Source organism: Tenacibaculum sp. Mcav3-52, from assembly GCF_022347665.1.
GTDB classification, from domain to species: domain Bacteria; phylum Bacteroidota; class Bacteroidia; order Flavobacteriales; family Flavobacteriaceae; genus Polaribacter; species Polaribacter mesophilus.
In genome coordinates this window covers 42109-62827 of sequence record NZ_JAKRGE010000001.1, presented here as the reverse complement: position 1 = coordinate 62827, position 20719 = coordinate 42109, and the positions used below count along the sequence as shown (strand labels likewise).

The window sequence follows — 20719 nt, the reverse complement described above, 5'->3', positions numbered from 1 at the left end:
CATTGGATTGAAAATAACAGGAGAAATAGCAGTAGTTTGGTTTAAAAGAGATCTTCGGTTGCAGGATAACGAGGCTGTTTTTAATGCAATAACTTCAGGTAAGAAAATATTATTTGTTTATATTTTTGAAGAAAGCATTATACAAGACGAACATTATTCTAAAAGACATTGGGATTTTGTTAAAGAATCTATACGAGATATAAACCAAGAGTTGTTGCTGTATAATACACAGGTTTTAACAGTAAACTCAGAGGTACTTTCTTTTTTTAGGTATTTAATGTCGGTGTCAAATGTTACTGATGTCTACTCTCATATAGAAACAGGTATTCTTGCAACTTATAATAGAGATAAAACCTTTAAAAGGTTTTGTAAGAATAATGTAATAGAATGGAAAGAAAATATTCATAATGGAGTATTTAGGGGGCGAGAAAACAGAGAAGGTTGGAAAGAGGATTGGGAAAACTACATGAAATCAAGTCAGATAATATTTGATTCAACAAATGTTTCTTTTGTAACAATAACAGAAATAAAAGAAATAGCAAAAAACTTGATAATTGTAAATTTAGATACAGAAGAAGAAAAGCTATTTCAAAAAGGAGGACGAGCTACGGCTCTTAAGTATTTACATAGTTTTTTTAACAAAAGGTATGAGGGGTATGCAAAAAATATTTCAAAGCCAACAGAAGCAAGAGAGAGCTGCAGCAGGCTGTCACCTTATATTGCTTGGGGGAATATCTCAGTAAGAGAGGTGTATCAGTTAGCAATAAGTATTCGTTCTAGTTCAAGAAATAAAAGAGCAATAGATGCTTTCATTTCAAGACTTAAATGGCAGGCACATTTCATCCAGAAATTCGAAATGGAATGTATAATGGAGCAAGAAAGTATCAATAAAGGGTTTCATAAGTTAAAGAAAAATATTACTAAAAAATACATATATGCATGGAGAAACGGAAAAACAGGTATTCCATTTATTGATGCGTGTATGCGTTGTTTAATTCATACAGGATATTTGAATTTTAGAATGCGAGCTATGTTAGTGTCTTTTTTTACACATAATCTTTGGCAACCATGGCAAGAAGCATCAAAATATTTATCAAAATTGTTTTTAGATTTTGAACCAGGAATTCACTTTCCTCAGTTGCAAATGCAGGCAGGAGAAACTGGAATTAATACGATTAGAATTTATAACCCAGTAAAAAATGGTTTAGAGCACGATCCTGAAGCAGTTTTTATTTCAAAATGGATACCAGAACTTAAAGGATTACCATTAGCGTTTAAGCACGAACCATACAAAATGACAGCTTTAGAACAAAAAATGTATGGGTTTACTCTTGGTAATGATTACCCAAAACCAATAGTAGATATAGGTGTAACTAGAAAAAGTGCCTCAGATACTATTTGGAAAATGCGTAAAGATCCAGAGGTGATAAAAGAAAGCTATAGAATTTTAAACAAACATGTAGTTAAATAAAAAAATGTTGTTTGATATAACATACAATAATAAAGAAAGTGTATTAAAAATCAATGAATTAGTAGGAGAGCCTATGTCTTTTTTACAATCTTTAAAAATTAAAGGAGTTGGTTCAAGTAGAATGATTGTTGAAGGAGTAAGTGAAAGCTTTAAAAGTATTTTAACAACAATTAGCGATTTAAATTATGGAAGTATAGAAATACGTCCTAAAGGAATTATAGTTTACATAATTAATAAATTACAACGCTTTTGCTGGGTAATACCTTTTTATAAAATAGTGGTTTTTAATCATGAATTCTTTAGTATTCATTCCGATAACCACTTTATTAGGTTTAGAAAAGATAATAAATATAATCAGAATAAAAAATTTATAAAAAAAATGATGGATTTGAAAATGACATCAACACAAAGTTATTTTTTATGACATTAAGAGAGATAGATAGAGTTATTGAAATGGCTTGGGAAGATCGAACAACTTTTGACGCTATAAAACTTCAATTTGACTTAAAAGAACAAGAAGTAATTAATTTAATGCGAAGAGAATTAAAACCATCAAGTTTTAAATTATGGAGGAAAAGAGTACAGGGTAAAAGAACAAAACATCAAGCAAAAAGAATATTTAATAAAGGAAGGTTTAAATGTACCAGACAAAGAAGTATAAGTAATAATAAAATAGCAAAACGATAAATGAAGCAAGCAAAAGTGGCTATTACGAGAAAAGAACATTTTAATGCAGCCCACAGGTTGCATAATACGAAATGGTCTGAAGCAAAAAACAAAGAAGTTTTTGGCAAATGTAATAATCCAAATTTTCATGGCCATAATTATGAGTTAGAAGTAACTATTGTAGGAGAAGTAGATGAAAACACAGGATATGTAATTGATACAAAAGTTTTATCTAACCATATACAAAAAGAAATAATAGATTGTTTAGATCATAAAAACTTAAATAAAGAAGTAGAAGAATTTAAAACACTCAATCCAACAGTAGAAAATATAGCAATTGTAATTTATAACAAACTAAGGTTAGTGATAAATAATCATTTAGAAATTAAAATAAAACTTTATGAAACACCTAGAAACTTTGTTGAATACCCCTGTTAGCGATAATATAAAGAACTTATCGGTTGAAGAAATTGGAGATGATCATATTTATACAGGAATTGAAACGCCTATGGTAGAAGATGCTTTTTTAATTTCTGATGAGGAAAAAAAAGAAAAAATAGCACAATTATTTTCAGAAATAATGCAAACTATTGGGCTTGATTTAAATAATGACTCTCTTAAAGGTACTCCACAAAGAGTAGCTAAAATGTATATAGATGAAATTTTTTCAGGTTTAAATCCAGCCAATAAGCCTAAAATAGCATTGTTTGAAAATAGGTACCAATATAACCAAATGTTGGTAGAAAAAGACATACAGTTTTATTCTAATTGCGAACATCATTTTGTACCAATAATAGGAAAAGCACATGTGGCTTATGTTTCATCAGGAAAAGTTATAGGCTTATCAAAATTAAACAGAATTGTTCAGTTTTATGCTAAAAGACCCCAAGTACAAGAACGCTTAACTAATCAAATAGCCAGAGATTTACAAGAGATATTACAAACAGAAGACGTAGCTGTAATTATAGATGCAAAGCATTTATGTGTTTCTTCTAGAGGAGTTAAAGATGATTCGTCATCAACAGTTACCTGTTTTTATGGAGGCATTTTTAATACCTCAGAAAAAATTGTTGAACTTCAAAATTATTTAAAATGAGTACAATAAACTTACTTCAAGAAGCTTTAGAATTTGAGAAAAATTACAAATCTTTTAAAACAAGAAATGAAAAAATTTTAGCATCAAGGAAAGCTAAAGAAATTATTTTATCAATTAATGAAGTGTATAAAAAGAGTAAAGATAAAAAGTTGATGGATGTTATGAAACGCATAACAACTGTTAAACAAAAAGTAGAAAAACGATTAAAAGGACGATTATGAAAACAATTGTTGTAGTTGGTGGTAGTAGTGGTATTGGTAAGGCGATAATAACCAAATTAAAACACACACATAAAATAATTAACATTAGTAGAACAGCACCGTCTAATATTGAAAATATAAAACATTATGCATGCGATGTTACCAAAGACGAACTTCCAGAATTAGAAAAAGTTCATGGATTAGTTTATTGTCCCGGAAGCATTAATCTAAAATCCTTTTCAAGATTAAAATTAGAAGACTTTCAATCTGATTTAGATATTAACGTTCTTGGAGCAATTAAAACGCTAAAATCTTATGAAAGTTTGCTAACTCAAAACAATGGAAGTGTAGTGTTATTTAGTACGGTAGCGTCATTTTTAGGAATGCCTTATCATGCAAGCATAGCAACTAGTAAATCAGCAGTAGAAGGGTTAACCAAATCGTTGGCAGCAGAATACGCTACGAAAGTTAGATTCAATGCAATTGCTCCTACGGTTACTGATACACCTTTAGCAGCTCGCTTATTACGAAATGAAAAACAACAAGAGAGTATGCAGAACAGACACCCATTAAAAAAATACCTAAAAGCAGAAGAAGTAGCTAGTTTAGCTACCTATTTATTGTCTGACGAAGCATCAGCAATTACTGGACAAGTAATTCCTGTAGATGCAGGAATTGTAAGTATAAAAATTTAAAAAGTAAATAATGAAATGGCTTTTAATTTTAAGTTTTCTTATGTGTTTAAATGATGAAATTATAATTTTTGATAAAGATAATAACACCCAAAATTGGTATGTTGTTAATGATACTGTGATGGGAGGAATTTCTACATCAGCTGTAAAAATTAATGATAAGGGAAACTTAATCTTTTCGGGGAAAGTATCTACTGAAAATAATGGTGGATTTTCGATGACGAGAATGCCAATAGCCATAGGTTTAAACAAACAACATTCAAAAATTGTATTAAAAGTAAAAGGAGATGGTAAACAATATCAACTACGATTAAAATCAAATGAGTCTCAACGTTACTCATACGTACAAGTATTTAGAACAAATACACAAGAACAAGAAATTACATTACCATTAACAGGATTTTATCCTACCTTTAGGGGTAGAAAGTTAAATTTTGGTAATTTCTCTGATAATCAAATAGAAGAGGTAGCAATTTTAATAGGAAATAAAAAAGACGAAGATTTTTCGTTAGAAATCATAAAAATAGCAATTCAATAAAATGAACACAGTAAAAATATTCTTAATCATGGCACTATTTAGTTTATCAGGTAAAGCGCAAACAGTAACTCCTAAAGAATCGTTATACGACATAAATATTGAAGGTATTAATGGAAAAAACTTAGACCTTAACAAGTTTAAAGGGAAAAAAATATTATTTGTAAATGTAGCATCAAAATGTGGTTTTACCAATCAGTATGAAGGTTTGCAAGAACTGTATTCAAAACACAAAGATAAATTAGTAATCATAGGATTACCTTGTAATCAATTTGGAGGCCAAGAACCAGGAACAATAAAAGAAATTCAATCGTTTTGTAGTGTAACCTATGGAGTAGATTTTCCTATGACAGAAAAAATTGAAGTTAAAGGAGAAAATCAACACCCGTTATATCAATGGTTAACACAAAAAGATAAAAATGGAAAAATGAGTTCTTCAGTAAAATGGAATTTTCAAAAATACTTGGTAGATGAAGAAGGAAAGTTAATTGATGTTTTTTACTCAATAACCAAACCAATGAGTAAGAAAATTACCAAATTAATATAAAAAATGAAGAAAAAACCAGATAATGTAGTTTTTAATGAGGAAACAAATGAATATGATGCGTATTTAAAACCATATGCAACTAATTTTACAGCACCAGTTATTAAAGAAAGTAATTCAATAAGCTGGAAAAAACAAAACATTTACCAGGCAAACGCTCAATTTTTAGCATCTTTTGAAGAAATAAAACAACAATACAACAATCTTGTAAAAGAGTATCAATATAATGAGCTTATTTATAGTGCTAAATTTAACTTTGAGCCAATTGTAGGTAAGGTCTATCATTTGTATAGAAAAGAAAAAAACACGTTATTTTTATCAATATTAAGCCCTAATGAATGTGGTTTCAATTTTGTTGGTAGTTTTCAACTTAACTCAGACAAAGTCTGGAAAAAAGTAAAATAAACAATGGTACTATTTAAAAAGCATTCGGGTATTTATACCTTATCTACTGAACAAATATTAAACGTTCGGTTAGAAAAAGCATGGGAATTTTTCAGTGCTCCAGGAAATTTGCAAAAAATAACCCCTTCACATATGGGGTTTCAAATTACTTCAGAGGTTGATAAAAAAGCCTATGCAGGACAAATAATTACCTACAAAGTAGGAATTTTACCAGGTATTAAGTCTAGTTGGGTTACTGAAATTACACAAGTAAAAGAACAACAATTTTTTATAGATGAACAGCGATTTGGTCCTTATAGCATGTGGCATCACGAGCACTGGTTTGAAGAGTTGCCAAATGGAAAAACGTTAATGAAAGACAAAATTTCATACAAGATACCTTTTGGTTTTTTAGGACATATTGCCCAATCAACCTTTATAAAAAGGCAGTTAAAAGAAATTTTTGAACATCGCTATAGTACGTTAGAAAAATTATTTAATGGAAAATAAAGCATCTATTTTTTGGTTTCGTCGAGACTTACGTTTAGAAGATAATAAAGGTTTACATGAAGCACTGCAATCAGGAAACAAGGTAATTCCGTTATTTGTTTTTGATGAAGATATTTTAGAAAGCCTTCCTAAAAATGATGCTCGAGTAACTTTTATTTACGAAACCTTGCAAAACTTAGATGAAGAGCTGAAAAAGCATCAATCTTCTCTAATAGTTAAAAAAGGAAAACCATTAGCAATTTGGAAAAAACTAACTGAAGAATTTATAATTGAAGCAGTTTACACAAATAAAGATTACGAACCTTACGCGACTAAAAGAGATAAGGAAGTAGAAGACTTTTTAGTGTCAAAAGGAATAATATTTAATGCTTTTAAAGATCAAGTAATTTTTGAAGAAAACGAAGTTGTAAAGAACGATGGAACTCCGTATACAGTTTTCACACCTTATAAAAACAAGTGGTTACAAAACTTCTCAGAAAAGAAAGATACGCAAGACTTCACGATAGACTTTGCTAATTTTTATCAGTTTTTATCTGAATTTCCATCATTAGCTTTCATAGGTTTTGAAGAAAGTACGATTAAAGTAAAACCATACAGCCTATCTAGTTTGGATTCGTATGATGAGGTGAGAGACTTTCCCTCGCAAGACAAAACCTCGTATTTATCACCTTATTTACGTTTCGGATTGGTAAGTACTCGAAAAATGGTTCGATTTGCTTTAAAAACCAACCAAACTTTTTTAAGTGAGCTAATCTGGCGTGAGTTTTTCATGCAGATTTTATATCATTTTCCGAAAGTAGTTACTCAAAACTTCAAACAAAAGTATGACGCTGTTCCTTGGAGAAATAATGAAGAAGAATTTAAAAAATGGTGTGAAGGTAAAACAGGGTATCCCATGGTTGATGCAGGCATGCGGGAGTTAAATAAAACAGGATACATGCACAACAGAGTGCGTATGATTACTGCTGGGTTTTTATGTAAGCATTTATTAATAGATTGGCGTTGGGGAGAAGCGTACTTTGCAGAAAAGCTGTTGGATTACGATCTTTCAGCAAATAACGGGAATTGGCAATGGGCAGCAGGTACGGGTTGCGATGCAGCTCCGTATTTTAGAGTGTTTAACCCAGAATCACAGTTAAAAAAGTTTGATAAAGATTTACAATATGTTAGAAAATGGGTGAAAGACTTTGATGAATTAACTTACCCACAACCTATGGTAGAACACAAGTTTGCGAGAGAACGAGCGATCAATACCTATAAAAAAGCACTACAATAAAAAAAGGTTCAGAATTTTCTGAACCTTTTTTAGTATGTATTAAGCGATATAATCTTTTGCTCTCTCTAATGCCTTTGGAATTCCTCCAGGGTTTTTACCACCAGCGGTTGCGAAGAAATTTTGTCCACCACCACCACCGTGGATTAGTTTTCCTAATTCTCTAACTACCTTTCCAGCATCATAGCCTTTTTCATTAGCTAACTCTTTAGAAATATAACAAGTTAACATTGCCTTTTCAGCAGAAGGAGCAGTAGCAAAAACTACAAATAAATTGTTAATTTCTCCACCTAACTCAAATAATAAGTTTTTAATACTATTTGGGTCTAAATCTACTTTAGTTGCTAAAAACTGAACTCCATTTACCTCTTGTAATTGGTTTTTAAGTTCGCCTTTCATGTTTTTAGCTTTATCTTTTAATAGTTGCTCAACTTGCTTTTTTAAAGCAGCATTTTCATCTTGTAAACTACTTACCGATTTAGCAACGTCTTTAGGGTTTTTCAATAATTGTTTTACAGCATCGTAGTTACGCTCAACATCTTCAAAATAATCACCAACAGCAACATTGGTAATTGCTTCAATCCTTCTAATTCCTGCAGCAACAGCACCTTCCGATTTTATTTTGAAATACCAAATATCACTAGTTTGTTGTACGTGCGTACCTCCACATAATTCCATAGATTGTCCAAAACGGATGGTACGAACACTATCTCCATACTTTTCTCCAAATAAAGCTACAGCACCTTCATCAATAGCTTGTTGCATTGGTATATTTCTTTGCTCTTGTAATGGAAGATTTTCACGAATACGAGCGTTTACAAACTCTTCAACAGCTTCTAGTTGATCATTGTCTACTTTAGAAAAGTGAGAAAAGTCAAAACGTAAATAATCAGGACTCACCAATGAACCTTTTTGTTCTACATGGTCTCCTAAAATAGTACGTAACGCTTGGTGTAATAAGTGAGTAGCTGAGTGATTACTAGCAGCTAAACTTCTATGTTCTTTATTTACAACAGCTTTAAAAGTTTCGTGTAAGTTTTTAGGTAAATTTTTAGCAAAATGAATGATAACATTGTTCTCTTTTTTGGTGTCAAGCACATAAATAATATCACCATTAGGAGATTCAATATATCCTTTGTCACCAACTTGTCCACCACCTTCTGGATAAAAAGGAGTCATGTTGAATACCAGTTGATATTGGTCACCGCCTTTTTTGGTACTAACTTTTCTGTAGCGAGTTAGTTTTACATTAGTAGTTAATATGTCGTACCCGATAAACTCTTCAACATCATCATCTAATAAAGTAACCCAATCACCCGTTTCACTAGCAGAAGCTGCACGAGAACGCTCTTTTTGAGCTTTCATACCAGCATTAAATTCCTCTTCATTAATTTCATACCCCTTTTCACGAGCGATTAACTGCGTTAAATCAAGAGGGAATCCGTAAGTATCATATAATTCAAAAGCACGTTTACCAGATACAGTTTTACCATTAGTAGTTGCAATAACTTGATCTAATAATAATAATCCTTGATCTAATGTACGCAAGAAAGAAGTTTCTTCTTCTTTAATTACATTGTGTACCAAAGTATTTTGTTTTCTAATTTCAGGGAATGCACTTCCCATTTGATGTGCTAAGGTTTCTACTAACTTATAAATAAAAGGCTCTTTTTGGTTTAAGAAAGTAAATCCGTAACGAATAGCACGACGTAAAATTCTACGTATTACATAACCTGCACCGTTATTACTAGGTAACTGACCATCTGCAATCGCAAAAGCAACAGCACGAACGTGATCAGCAACTACACGAATAGCAATATCAATTTTTTCATCTTTTCCGTACTTAGTACCAGTAATTGTTTCTATCTCACGAATTAAAGGAGTAAATACATCAGTATCGTAGTTCGATTGAACACCTTGTAACACCATACATAAACGTTCAAATCCCATACCAGTATCGATATGTTTCGCAGGAAGCTCTACTAGAGAACCATCTGCTTTACGATTGTATTGCATGAATACCAAGTTCCAGATTTCAACAACCTGAGGATGATCTTCGTTTACTAACGATTTTCCATCAACCTTAGCTTTTTCTTCAGCAGAACGAATATCAACATGAATCTCAGAACACGGACCACAAGGACCTTGTTCACCCATTTCCCAGAAGTTATCTTTTTTGTTACCCATTAAGATGCGATCTTCAGCAATGTACTGTTTCCAAATATCGTAAGCCTCTTGATCCATTTTTGTACCGTCACTCTCGTCACCTTCAAAAACAGTTACATACAAAATGTCTTTATCTACTTTGTAAACTTCAGTTAATAATTCCCAAGCCCAAGCAATAGCTTCTTTCTTAAAATAATCACCAAAACTCCAGTTACCTAGCATCTCAAACATGGTGTGGTGGTAAGTATCGTAACCAACCTCTTCCAAATCGTTGTGTTTACCAGAAACACGTAAACATTTTTGGCTATCAGAAACTCTACCATTTTTAGAAGTTGAGTTTCCTAAGAAAAACTCTTTAAATGGCACCATACCAGCGTTGGTAAACATTAAAGTAGGATCGTTCTTTAACACCATAGGTGCTGAAGGAACTATTTCGTGTTGTTTTGATTTAAAAAAATCTAAAAATTTAGCTCTAATATCTTGAGATTTCATACAACTCTGGGTATCTGTGTTTTGTTAAAATATATTTAAAAAACCTCTTGTAAAAAGAAGTTTTAAAAGATTTTGTAAATTTGTGAGTTTTCAAATTGTACATCCCCTTAGGATGCTTCATTTAAAAAGCACAAAAATAGTACATTTAGCATTATGGCAAAAGTAAAATATTATTATGACCCAGACACTTTATCATATAGAAAGATAGAGGTTAAAAGAAGTGAAAAATATAAGAAAACTATCTTGGGACTACTTAGTTTTTTATTAATTGCTTTTTTCGGTTTTATAGGTTTTAGCCAGTTTTTAATGTCTCCAAAAGAGCGTGCTCAAAAGAGAGAATTAGAAAACTTAAAATTACATTACGAGTTGCTTTCTAAAAAAATGGAAGAAAGTGCTCAAATCTTAACCGATTTACAAGAAAGAGATAACAATATTTACAGAACATACTTTGAGGCAAGTCCAATACCAGAAGAGCAACGAAAAGCAGGTTTTGGTGGTGTAAATAGGTATAAACACTTAGATGGTTTTGATAATAGCTCAATGGTAAAAAAGGTAACAAAAGAGTTAGATATTTTATCAAAGCAAATGGTAGTACAATCTAAATCGTTAGATGAAATTGTTGAGCTAGCTAAAGAAAAAGAAAAAATGTTGGCTTCAATACCTGCTATTCAGCCAGTAAAAAATCAAGATTTAAAAAGAATGGCATCAGGTTATGGTATGCGTTTGCACCCTATATTAAAGTCGTGGCGTATGCATAATGGAATGGATTTTACAGCACCTACGGGTACACCAATTTTTGCATCAGGAAACGGTATTGTAAAAAAAGCACATAGAAGCTCTACTTTTGGTAAAGTAGTTTACATAAACCATGGATATGGTTACGAAACTGTCTATGCTCACATGAGTAAAATACTTGCCAAGAAAGGACAAAAAGTAAAACGTGGTGATTTAATAGGGTATGTAGGAAATACAGGACGTTCTGCAGCACCACATTTACACTACGAAGTACATAAAAATGGTAGACCTGTAAATCCTATTTACTATTACTACGGAGATTTAACTCCAGAAGAATTTGTAGCCATGCAAAAAGCTTCGCAACAAAAAGGTCAGTCGTATGACTAAACACGTAACAAGCTGTGAAAAATGTATGTAGACTTACCCGATAAACGGTATTATAAAATAGGAGAAGTTGCTAAAGCTTTTGGGGTGAATAGTTCACTTATACGATTTTGGGATAAAGAGTTTGAAATTATCAATCCTAAAAAAAATGCCAAAGGCGATCGATTGTTTACACAAGAAGACGTAAAAAACTTTAAAATTATTTACAACCTTGTAAAAGAAAGAGGTTTTACCTTAGATGGCGCAAAACAAAAGCTAAAGAAAAACCCAGAAGGAGTCTTAAATAATCAGGAAATTATTAGTAGATTAGAAACTGTAAAAGCAGAATTAATTAAAATTAAAAATCAATTATAATTACAAAAAATCAAGAATTATGAAAAAATGGTTAGTGCCTTTAATTATTATAGGAGTTCTAGTATTTGGAATTTATTCATGGGCAAAAGGATTTTATAATACAGCAGTAACATACCAAGAAGACGCCAAAACTACATGGTCTAATGTAGAGAGTTCTTACCAACGAAGAAACGACTTAATCGGCAACTTAGTAAAAACGGTAAAAGGAGCTGCCGATTTTGAGAAAAGCACGTTAACAGACGTAATTAACGCAAGAGCAAAAGCAACCTCAGTAAATATAAATGCAGGAGATTTAACGCCAGAGAAAATGGCACAATTTCAACAAGCACAAACAGGGTTAAGCGGAGCTTTATCTAAGTTATTAGTATCTGTAGAGCGTTATCCAGATATCAAAGCAAATAAAAACTTTTTAGAATTACAAAGTCAGTTAGAAGGAACAGAAAACAGAATTAACGTAGCACGTGATCGTTATAACGAAAGCGTTAATAAATATAACAAGCATATTAAAATGTTTCCCGGTAACTTGCTAGCGGGGATGTTTAACTTAACTGAAATGGCACGTTACAAGGCTGATGCAGGTTCAGAGAATGCGCCTGATGTAGATTTTAAATTCTAACAATATGTCTAACGTAGAAGATTTTCTTACTGCCAAAGAAGAAGAGGAAATCGTTCAGGCTATTCGACAAGCAGAGCGAAATACTTCTGGTGAAATTCGTGTACATATAGAGAGAACTACGGAAGGTTCTCACTACGACCGAGCACTAGAAGTATTTCAAATGCTAAAAATGTTTAATACCCAACAACGAAATGGTGTGTTATTGTACATCGCTGTTGACGATCATAAATTTGTAATTTTTGGCGATGAAGGTATTAACAACGTAGTTCCCGATAACTTTTGGGAAACAACCAAAGAAGCCATCCAAAACCAATTTAAACAAGGAAACTTTAAACAAGGAATTATAGATGGTGTGCTAAAAGCAGGAAAAGAATTACAAGCTCACTTTCCATGGACTACCGATGATGAAGATGAGTTAAGTAACGAAATATCAAAAGGCTAAAACCTTCATAGAAGGAAGAAATATGATAAAAAATATAACGTCATCATATAAAAGAACAAGTAAGTTACAAAACGTAAAAGTTGTTCTTTTTTTTATTGCATTTTTATGCGGACACACTCTTTTCTCACAAGGGTTTCAAATTCCTGAGACACCTAAAGAGCAAACGAGTGTTTACGATTATGTAAATCTTTTATCACCCAGTCAAAAAGCAAGCTTAGAAAATAAGTTAATTAAATATGCCGACACTACTTCAACACAAGTAGTAGTAGCAATTATAAAATCTACTGAAGGAGAAGAAATAGGGTATTTAGCTACCAATTGGGCACATGAATGGGGAATAGGAGGAAGCAAAGAGCAAGACAATGGAGTGTTCATGTTACTGGCAAAAGATGATCGTAAAGTAACGATACGAACAGGTTATGGAACCGAGCACCTATTAACCGATTACGTTTCTAGACAAATTATAGAGTACGACATTATACCTTATTTTAAACAAGGAGACTATTACGCTGGGTTAAACAGTGGAGTAGATGCAGTTTTTAAAGTAATGAGTGGTGAATACAAAGGGGCTAGAAAACAATCTAAAAAAACAGATTTTAGCTTCATAATTTTTATCATTATTCTGGTAGTATTCTTTATCATTATCTCAAGCGGAAGTAAAGGAAACCGTGGAGGTGGAGGAAGAGGCTACAGAAAATCGCATGTAGCAAGAGGTATTTTAGAAACCATTATTTTAAGCAACGCAGGTAGAGGCGGTTTTGGCGGAGGAAACTTCGGTGGAGGATCTTCAGGAGGCTTTGGTGGCGGAGGTGGCTTCGGCGGAGGTTTCGGAGGCGGAGGCTTTGGTGGTGGTGGAGCCACAGGAGGCTGGTAGTAACTTCATTTATTTGGTAAAGGTTAGTTAACGTTAAAGCAACGTTGAAATAGTACTTATGCAGGGAAATTAAAAGACCCCTATGTATGAAGACTAACATTAAAAGAAGAAGCTTTTTAAAAAACTCATTATTAGCAACTGGAGGACTACTTTTAGTCCCTAACTTTATTAGTTGTAAAGATGATGATATTGATGAGCTACCTATTCCAGATAACTTAGCAGAAAAAAACTTTGAGCAAGGAGTTGCTAGTTTTGACCCCACAAACTCGCAAGTTATTATCTGGACTCGTTACACCACGCAAAACGCTTCAGTAGCCTTAGTTTGGCAACTCGCAAAAGACAAAAATTTTAAAAACATTGTTCGTCAAGCAGAAGTAACTACCGACGCTTCAAGAGATTTTACCGTAGCTGTTGAAATTAAAGACTTAGATGCAGGACAAAAACTATACTACCGTTTTGTAAGTGTTGACGATAAAGCAACATCACCAATAGGAGAAACCCTAACATTTAGCGAATCAATTAGTGAAGTAAAACTAGCAGTAGCATCTTGTGCAAACTTTGCCTACGGTTACTTTAACGTATATGAAGAAATAAAAAAATCGGATGCAGATGTTGTCATCCACCTAGGAGACTACATATACGAATACGGAGAGAACACTTACGGTTCGTTTAGAACACCAGAGCCAAAAGGAGAAATTATTTTGTTAGACGATTATCGCACCCGTTACCGCCAATACCGTTCAGACGAGCAATTAAAAGAATTGCACAGAACCAAACCTTTTATTTGTGTTTGGGATGACCATGAGGTAACTAACGATGCGTATAAAGACGGAGCGGAAAACCATCAAGAAAATGAAGGAAGCTTTAGTTCAAGAAAACAAAGTGCCTTAAAAGCGTATAGCGAATACTTACCTAACATGACGAATTTGGTAGATAATTCAATTATTTACAGAAACTTGAAAATTGGAAGTTTGATAGATTTAATTATGTTAGATACGCGTATTGTTGGTAGAGATAAGCAGCTAGAATATTCAGCGTATTATGATGAAAAAGGAGCGTTTGATGCAACAGCTTTTCAGCAAGCATGGTTAAACCCACAACGTACCCTTTTAGGAACTACCCAATTAGGATGGTTAGAAAGTGAATTAGCAGCAAGCAATAGTACATGGCAACTAATAGGACAGCAAGTTTTAATGGGAAAAATGTTAGTTCCTGCTGAATTATTAACACTGTTAGCAACAGTGGTGGCAGAAGCATCGGCAACAGGTGGGGCAAGTGAAGCAACTTTTAATCAATTTAAAAAAACGATAACAGAATTAGTAACGATTAAAACAAGAGTTTTACAAAACGACCCTACGTTAACAGCAGAAGAAAAAGCAAGAGTACAAACCGTATTACCATATAACTTAGATGCTTGGGATGGCTATTTTATGGAGAGAGAACGCATTTTAGCGAGCTTTAAAAGTAAAAATGTAGTAGTGCTGGCAGGAGACACTCACAATGCGTGGTATAGCGATTTAAAAGATAATTCTGGAGAAAAAGTAGCCGTAGAGGTAGCTACAAGTTCAGTATCATCACCAGGATTAGAAACTTACTTAGGAGCATCTGCAACAGAATTAGAAGGCGCTTTAGGCTTGTTAATAGACGATTTACAATACAGTAATTTCTCTCAAAGAGGCTATATGAAACTTACAGTAACAGCAGCAGGTATACAAACAGACTGGAACTTTGTTGATACTGTTACCAACAAAACCTATTCAAATAGTATAGGAAAAACAGTAACCTTATAATTACATAACCTGTTGTGCATTTTTGAAGTTTTTAGCCGAAAGAATGTCTGTTCGAGTGATTTTCGATAGAAAATCGTATCGAGAACAACAATCTAAGTTGTAAAGTTTTATTCTCGATACTAATTTTACGGGTTTTTACCCGCAAAATTCACTCGAATTGACAAATTTTACTCAAAATGTACAACGTTTACATAGCATTACCAATACATTAAAAGGCTCCTGAGTTATTCAGGAGCCTTTTGTATGCTATAAAAGAAATACAAAATCAACTAATGTTATACTTCTTCGGTAGTTGGAGTACTAGATTTAGACCTGTTATCTACTACCAAATTATATTGCTTAGCCAACACATCAATCTCATTAAGTAAGGTTGGGTAGGCTTCATTTTCTGAAAGTGTTGTATGCGCTTCAATATGTAATACAAGTTTTCGAGAGTATATTCTTGTAAAAAAAACTACCATCCTGCAATGCGCCTACGCTCCGCTTGTTGTTCTTTCGTAAATTCAGGTGTTGGTATGGTACTTTTATACAATGGTCTTGGAAAGCCTAATGCTTTTCTGCGCTCAAAATCTTGCTGTCTGTATGGGTCAAAAGCAGTACCCGGTGGCAAGGGGCGGTTTTTATCCATATACCAGACATACAAGCTCCATTCTTGGTAAGGGGCATCGTAACTAATAGTACGTAAAATATCTATTTTTCGAGGTCTAAAGGTATTTACAAACTTTAGTTTTTCATCACCTGGAGCACCATCAATATCTCCACTAATAGAGATTACAGCTTTTAGTTCTGAAAACTTACCTTGTAAAGGTTTGCTATAAAAAAAATCAGGATAACTAACCGTACCATTTAACCTGTCTAATACCAACTCTTTATGTTTGCTTTTAACTGTAAGACGATAAATAAATAAAAAGGAACCTATTAAAATTAAGGAATATGTTTGAAAATATTCCCAAAATCCAGTATGTTCATATCTTAAAAGGACTAACCCAAAACCTAGTATAAGTAACCCAAAAAAACCATATACTTTTGGTAGTCCCATTTGATTTATTTTATAAAACTTATCAGTAGCTTCTTTAACTAACACTCCTTTGTTTGGGTAAACATCTTCTACATTTACCAAAGTAGCTTGAGTTAAAATTTTAAAAGGTTGGTGGTGTTTACTCATTTTTTACAACTATTTACCATCCTGCAATGCGCCTACGCTCTGCTTGTTGTTCTTTCGTAAATTCGGGTGTTGGTATGGTACTTTTATACAAAGGTCTTGGAAAGCCTAATGCTTTTCTGCGCTCAAAGTCTTGTTGTCTGTATGGGTCAAAAGCAGTACCCGGTGGCAAGGGGCGGTTTTTATCCATATACCAGACATACAAGCTCCATTCTTGGTAAGGGTCATCGTAACTAATAGTACGTAAAATATCTATTTTTCGAGGTCTAAAGGTATTTACAAACTTTAGTTTTTCATCACCTGGAGCACCATCAATATCTCCACTAATAGAGATTACAGCTTTTAGTTCTGAAAACTTACCTTGTAAAGGTTTTCCATAAAACGAATCGGGGTAACTAACAGTACCATTTAATCTGTCTAATACCAATTCTTTATGTTTGCTTTTAACTGTAAGACGATAAATAAATAAAAAGGAACCTATTAAAATTAGAGAATAATATGCAATATAGCTTCCAAAGCTAATAGTTTTAAGAGTTAAACCAAAAGAACCTATAAATATACCAAGTAACCCAAAAAAACCATATACTTTTGGTAACGTCATTTCATCTGTTCTATAAAACTTATCGTTAGCTTCTTTAATAACATATTTTCTACTAGGATATACTCTTTCTACATTTACCAAAGTAGGTTGAGTTAAAATTTTAAAAGGTTGGTGATGTTTACTCATTTTTAGGGGTGTAAGTATGTATATGATGTAAATATTCTAATTCAAAAATAGTATTTTTATGTGCAACTTGTTCGTGAGTTAGTATATTCGGTTTAACGCTTGTATTATTATTTTTATGGGGTGCAAAGTGTGTTTTATAACTTAGCCATTTATAGGTATTGACCATAATAGCCATATCTTGTTGCGCAATAGTAAAATGTATAAATTTATAACGTGCTTTGTTTTTAAGTGGTGCAGGACTATAATCATTCGTTGCTACATCGTTTATTACACGAACTGCTAATAAAATTTCTGCATTGGCATATTCATGCCCACCAAAATAAAAATAACTATTATTATTTGGGTAATAACGATATGCCTGTGGTACTTGAAATTCGATAGTACATTTGGGTATGGGTTGGTTTTTTCTAAAGTTGTAAGGGTCAGGTTTAGGAAAATCGAAGAGAAATGTATCAATTTCAACACGCTTGCCATTAGCCTTAATACCATAAGGATAATACCAAGCTTTAACATCTAAATCATCAGGGCTTTGTACAACGCTTGTTGTAAAAATATTGGCTTTAAAAGTATTGCAAAAAATACTAAAGATATCTGCTTTTGAGTTATAATGTCTGTTTATAATACGTTCTACTTCTTCATGTGATACTAATGCTTCTCGCTGAATAACCATACCAAAAAATAAATCGCTTAACTCTACAAAAGCAACTTCAAGGTCTTTAAATTGTTGGTATTTATTAGGGTCACCCGTAATAGCATTTTCAATATTACCCAATAGGCGTTGCTTGTAATCATAAGAAAGTTCATTGTATTTTGGCAACAGCGTGTAATCGCTTAACGGAAAGTTTTTAAAATAGGCCTCTAATTGTGTATCGGTAAAATATTTTTGATTTAGATACACTAATAATAAAATTCCTCCACCAATTAAAAGTGCCGGCACAAAACCTAAAGCGAAAAAACCTGAAAAGCCAAGTTCTACAACAGCCGCAGAAATATCTGCCGCTAAAAACACTCCTGAAAGCCCTACAATACCCGAGTTAACAAGCATTGCATCATAATCACGATTTACAAACGAATTATAAGTTTTTGCAGAACCTTTAAAAACACTGATAAATGAACTTACTATGGTTAAGCCACTTACGGTTACTTTAAATATTTTAGCTTCTCTTCCAATTAATACCTTTTCATATACTTTAGTATCTTTAGCAAGGCGTCCTAAAGCAGCAGATAGTTTAACACTTGACAAAATTAGTTTATTGAAATTAGCATCACTTTTATCTTGTCTCCATTTATTAATGGCTTCCATTAAAAAGAAACTTTCTACCACTAAAATAACACCTGCTAGTGCCCCTGATTCATTAAATCGTATCGCTTCTGCTTCAAAGCGTTTAGGTAAGTTTTTAAGGTTTATGGTTACTTTACCGTCTTTTATAAATTGTTCGGTAGTTTTAAGGTTCATTCGCTGTTCATACTCTAAATGCCAACTATTTTTGTGCCTTTTAAGATTAACATCTACTCCATTGAGTTTGTTTGCAAGTTCTTTACCTTCTTTTACAAGAAATTCGTCAAACTGTGCAATAGGTTTAAATACAAATGTTGGTACACCTTTGTTTCTAAAATAAGAAATTCTACCACTTATTTTTTTTGAAACATAACCAGGCTCAAAATCTCCGTGTTTAGCATAAGCTTTAAACATTTTACGCATAACACTTGATGTTTTACCTACGAGGCTTAACCTTGCCATGTTATGAATATCAATTGTTTTTTCGAGTAACTCTACAGAGCTTTTAAAAACTTCGGGTTTATCTTCTAGCGTTTTATTAATATAGTTTAACCATTTGTCTTTGTTAGGTTTAAATACTGTATTCAAATCTAAATGATTGTCATAAATATTAGGGTATTCACCTAAAACAATAAAATGGTCTAATGTTAATTCTTTACCATCTTCAATTACATCAACAATACTATTAGAATAGTTTTTTTTAGCTTTTTGATAAGAATCAGCAAGCATTACATTACCTAAATCGTTTCGATAATTATTTATTATCTCTCGTTGTTCTTTACGTTCTTTAACGGCTAATATTTTTTCTACTTTCTCTCGCTTAACACCTTCTTTATCGGTTGATATTTTTTGCAAAATTCTACCTAATGAAGGAATACCATAAAGTGGAATATCAGTAGAATCGTATGTTTCTATATTTTTTTTATCATTATATACAAAATCATATGTTGCTTGTGCTAAACGATGTAAATACACATGTTGCTTTATGTGTTTTTCTGAATGTTTGGTTAAACTCTTCTTATAATATAAGTGATTAAAAACGTTTTCTGTTGTGTTTCCTGTTTCTAATGCAGCAACAATAGATTTGAGTCTAGTTACTTCTCTTTGTACCCCAAAACAAATATCATTGACACAACCAATGGGGTCAGTTAAGGTAATAAAGAGGTCTTCAAGTAACTCGTTATCTCCACTTTTTTCTTGTTGCTTTTCATCTGCTGCAATACTGTATAAAATATCTTTGTATTTGTGAGCCATAGGATGACTATTAGGCACAACAATACTGGTTTCTTTATAATGTGTTACAGCTGCATCTTTCGATTCTTTGTTTTTGGGCAGTCCTTTGCACACAAATTTAGTGGTACATTGTTCGGCTCTTTTTTCGGCACTGGTTAAAATTTCATTAACGTATTTAACACTCCATTGTACAGGTGAATAAGCTAAACAATATGTTTGCTCGTTAGATTGGAGTATTTTATACATTAACTTTTTTCCTGTAGCTTTACGAATATCTAGATATTTTCCATCTTCTTTATTTCTTTCCCATTCAATTTCTTCAAACATCCCAAACTCATCAACTTTAAATTCTTTAAAATCATCTTTTGGGTTCTTCTCATTAATCATATATACATACCCTGAACGTAATGGGGTTCTAGCTATATAAAAATTCTCAAGTTTGGGGAGTTTAATTGTGTTTTCAAGAACTACCTCACCTAAAGGAATTGTAACTTTTTGAGTATTGTGGTTTTTTGTAGTATTGTTAGTTTCTTTTTCTTTAACTACTTTACCAATTGCCGGTTTTTTATTTTGATCTAAAAAGATACTATTATAAAACTCTTGTGTGTCAGGTGAATGATAGGTAGATGTTTTATGGTCTACATTATAGTCAAACAAGCCAAAACGTAAAAAGTGTAATCTAACACCTTGTGGTTCCGTTATAATTGAGGGTTGTTCTTTACTGCTAATTTCATTGTAATGAGCAGTAAAACTGTAGGTAGTAATTTTTTGACAGGAGTCTTTTTGTTGCGTTTTTTCTAATGCAATGTTTTCTTTCATAATTTATTATTTTCTTTTTTTTTTCATGTTTTTTGCATAGCAAAAACATGACCATAGCAATAATAGCTACAGCATAGCACAGGGGGAGAATATTTTTTTTGGATTACAATTTTTCAAAAAAGCACGCTAGCAATTTTTTAAATAAGTACTCTTTTGATGTTTCAAATGTATAGATAGAAAGTTTATTAATCAAAAAAAGTTTGTTTTTTTATAAATAATGTTGTTTTTGTTAAAGGAATTCATGTGTTATAAAGAGATGAGGTGTTTCGGACGGA

The 20719-nt window shown here is 32.4% G+C and carries 23 protein-coding genes; 18 read left to right on the top strand and 5 right to left on the bottom strand.

Annotation, left to right across the window (positions count from 1 at the left end):
• The first annotated feature begins 7 nt into the window (after window positions 1-7).
• Genes MHM83_RS00265 through MHM83_RS00210 form a run of 12 tightly spaced genes read left to right on the top strand, consistent with a single transcriptional unit; the run spans window position 8 to window position 7374 of the window.
• Window positions 8-1471 carry a cryptochrome/deoxyribodipyrimidine photo-lyase family protein gene (locus MHM83_RS00265; protein ID WP_239178094.1) on the top strand — a complete coding sequence of 488 codons (1464 nt, stop codon included), beginning with the start codon at window positions 8-10 and terminating at the stop codon, window positions 1469-1471.
• Window positions 1472-1475: 4 nt separating this feature from the next.
• Window positions 1476-1895 carry a hypothetical protein gene (locus MHM83_RS00260; protein ID WP_239178093.1) on the top strand — a complete coding sequence of 140 codons (420 nt, stop codon included), beginning with the start codon at window positions 1476-1478 and terminating at the stop codon, window positions 1893-1895.
• Window positions 1892-2158 (top strand): TIGR03643 family protein, encoded by a 267-nt coding sequence (locus tag MHM83_RS00255; RefSeq protein WP_159614246.1) that lies wholly within the window; start codon window positions 1892-1894, stop codon window positions 2156-2158. The genes MHM83_RS00260 and MHM83_RS00255 overlap by 4 nt, the downstream gene beginning before the upstream one ends.
• Window positions 2159-2575 carry a 6-pyruvoyl trahydropterin synthase family protein gene (locus MHM83_RS00250; RefSeq protein WP_047790029.1) on the top strand — a complete coding sequence of 139 codons (417 nt, stop codon included), beginning with the start codon at window positions 2159-2161 and terminating at the stop codon, window positions 2573-2575.
• Window positions 2538-3233 carry a GTP cyclohydrolase I FolE gene (gene folE, locus MHM83_RS00245; protein WP_047790030.1) on the top strand — a complete coding sequence of 232 codons (696 nt, stop codon included), beginning with the start codon at window positions 2538-2540 and terminating at the stop codon, window positions 3231-3233. The genes MHM83_RS00250 and folE overlap by 38 nt, the downstream gene beginning before the upstream one ends.
• A gap of 5 nt (window positions 3234-3238) precedes the next feature.
• Entirely contained in the window at window positions 3239-3454 is a 216-nt protein-coding gene (locus tag MHM83_RS00240) for a hypothetical protein (protein ID WP_047790054.1), read from the top strand.
• The gene (locus MHM83_RS00235) at window positions 3451-4128 is read left to right on the top strand and encodes an SDR family NAD(P)-dependent oxidoreductase (RefSeq protein WP_167713020.1); all 678 of its coding nucleotides are present in this window, start codon (window positions 3451-3453) and stop codon (window positions 4126-4128) included. The genes MHM83_RS00240 and MHM83_RS00235 overlap by 4 nt, the downstream gene beginning before the upstream one ends.
• A gap of 10 nt (window positions 4129-4138) precedes the next feature.
• Window positions 4139-4663, top strand: coding sequence for a CIA30 family protein (locus tag MHM83_RS00230; protein WP_083574769.1), 525 nt, complete (start codon window positions 4139-4141; stop codon window positions 4661-4663).
• A 1-nt stretch (window position 4664) separates the two neighbouring features.
• A complete protein-coding gene (locus tag MHM83_RS00225; protein WP_239178092.1) occupies window positions 4665-5207 on the top strand; it encodes a glutathione peroxidase in 543 nt (180 codons plus the stop codon).
• A gap of 3 nt (window positions 5208-5210) precedes the next feature.
• Window positions 5211-5609, top strand: coding sequence for a DUF2452 domain-containing protein (locus tag MHM83_RS00220; RefSeq protein ID WP_047790033.1), 399 nt, complete (start codon window positions 5211-5213; stop codon window positions 5607-5609).
• A gap of 3 nt (window positions 5610-5612) precedes the next feature.
• Window positions 5613-6098, top strand: coding sequence for an SRPBCC family protein (locus MHM83_RS00215; RefSeq protein WP_239178091.1), 486 nt, complete (start codon window positions 5613-5615; stop codon window positions 6096-6098).
• Window positions 6088-7374, top strand: a complete 1287-nt coding sequence (locus MHM83_RS00210) for a cryptochrome/photolyase family protein (protein WP_239178090.1) — start codon at window positions 6088-6090, stop codon at window positions 7372-7374. Before MHM83_RS00215 ends, MHM83_RS00210 begins: the two co-directional genes overlap by 11 nt.
• A 39-nt stretch (window positions 7375-7413) precedes the next feature.
• Here MHM83_RS00210 and alaS read toward each other — a convergent pair whose 3' ends face one another.
• Window positions 7414-10029 carry an alanine--tRNA ligase gene (alaS, locus tag MHM83_RS00205; protein ID WP_239178089.1) on the bottom strand — a complete coding sequence of 872 codons (2616 nt, stop codon included), beginning with the start codon at window positions 10027-10029 and terminating at the stop codon, window positions 7414-7416.
• Window positions 10030-10182: 153 nt separating this feature from the next.
• Here alaS and MHM83_RS00200 point away from each other — a divergent pair, with 153 nt between their 5' ends.
• The 6 genes from MHM83_RS00200 (at window position 10183) to MHM83_RS00175 (ending at window position 15224) form a co-directional block, all read left to right on the top strand.
• On the top strand, window positions 10183-11151 hold the full coding sequence (locus MHM83_RS00200) for a M23 family metallopeptidase (protein ID WP_047790037.1): 969 nt from the start codon (window positions 10183-10185) through the stop codon (window positions 11149-11151).
• Window positions 11152-11172: 21 nt separating this feature from the next.
• On the top strand, window positions 11173-11502 hold the full coding sequence (locus tag MHM83_RS00195) for a MerR family transcriptional regulator (protein ID WP_047790038.1): 330 nt from the start codon (window positions 11173-11175) through the stop codon (window positions 11500-11502).
• A 19-nt stretch (window positions 11503-11521) separates the two neighbouring features.
• Complete coding sequence (locus MHM83_RS00190; protein WP_239178088.1) at window positions 11522-12118, top strand: LemA family protein; 597 nt, start codon at window positions 11522-11524, stop codon at window positions 12116-12118.
• A gap of 4 nt (window positions 12119-12122) precedes the next feature.
• On the top strand, window positions 12123-12560 hold the full coding sequence (locus tag MHM83_RS00185; protein ID WP_073182014.1) for a TPM domain-containing protein: 438 nt from the start codon (window positions 12123-12125) through the stop codon (window positions 12558-12560).
• 22 nt (window positions 12561-12582) lie between these two features.
• Window positions 12583-13434 (top strand): TPM domain-containing protein, encoded by an 852-nt coding sequence (locus MHM83_RS00180; protein ID WP_239178087.1) that lies wholly within the window; start codon window positions 12583-12585, stop codon window positions 13432-13434.
• 86 nt (window positions 13435-13520) lie between these two features.
• Window positions 13521-15224 (top strand): alkaline phosphatase D family protein, encoded by a 1704-nt coding sequence (locus MHM83_RS00175; protein ID WP_239178086.1) that lies wholly within the window; start codon window positions 13521-13523, stop codon window positions 15222-15224.
• 275 nt (window positions 15225-15499) lie between these two features.
• Here the strand turns inward: MHM83_RS00175 and MHM83_RS00170 are convergent, their stop codons facing one another.
• The 4 genes from MHM83_RS00170 to MHM83_RS00155 are packed head-to-tail and all read right to left on the bottom strand — an operon-like array spanning window position 15500 to window position 20444.
• A complete protein-coding gene (locus MHM83_RS00170) occupies window positions 15500-15685 on the bottom strand; it encodes a hypothetical protein (protein ID WP_167713035.1) in 186 nt (61 codons plus the stop codon).
• Window positions 15679-16389, bottom strand: a complete 711-nt coding sequence (locus tag MHM83_RS00165; protein ID WP_239178085.1) for a hypothetical protein — start codon at window positions 16387-16389, stop codon at window positions 15679-15681. The genes MHM83_RS00170 and MHM83_RS00165 overlap by 7 nt, the downstream gene beginning before the upstream one ends.
• 13 nt (window positions 16390-16402) lie before the next feature.
• On the bottom strand, window positions 16403-17113 hold the full coding sequence (locus tag MHM83_RS00160) for a hypothetical protein (protein ID WP_167712333.1): 711 nt from the start codon (window positions 17111-17113) through the stop codon (window positions 16403-16405).
• On the bottom strand, window positions 17106-20444 hold the full coding sequence (locus tag MHM83_RS00155) for a toxin VasX (protein ID WP_167713037.1): 3339 nt from the start codon (window positions 20442-20444) through the stop codon (window positions 17106-17108). The genes MHM83_RS00160 and MHM83_RS00155 overlap by 8 nt, the downstream gene beginning before the upstream one ends.
• Between the last annotated feature and the right edge of the window lie 275 nt (window positions 20445-20719).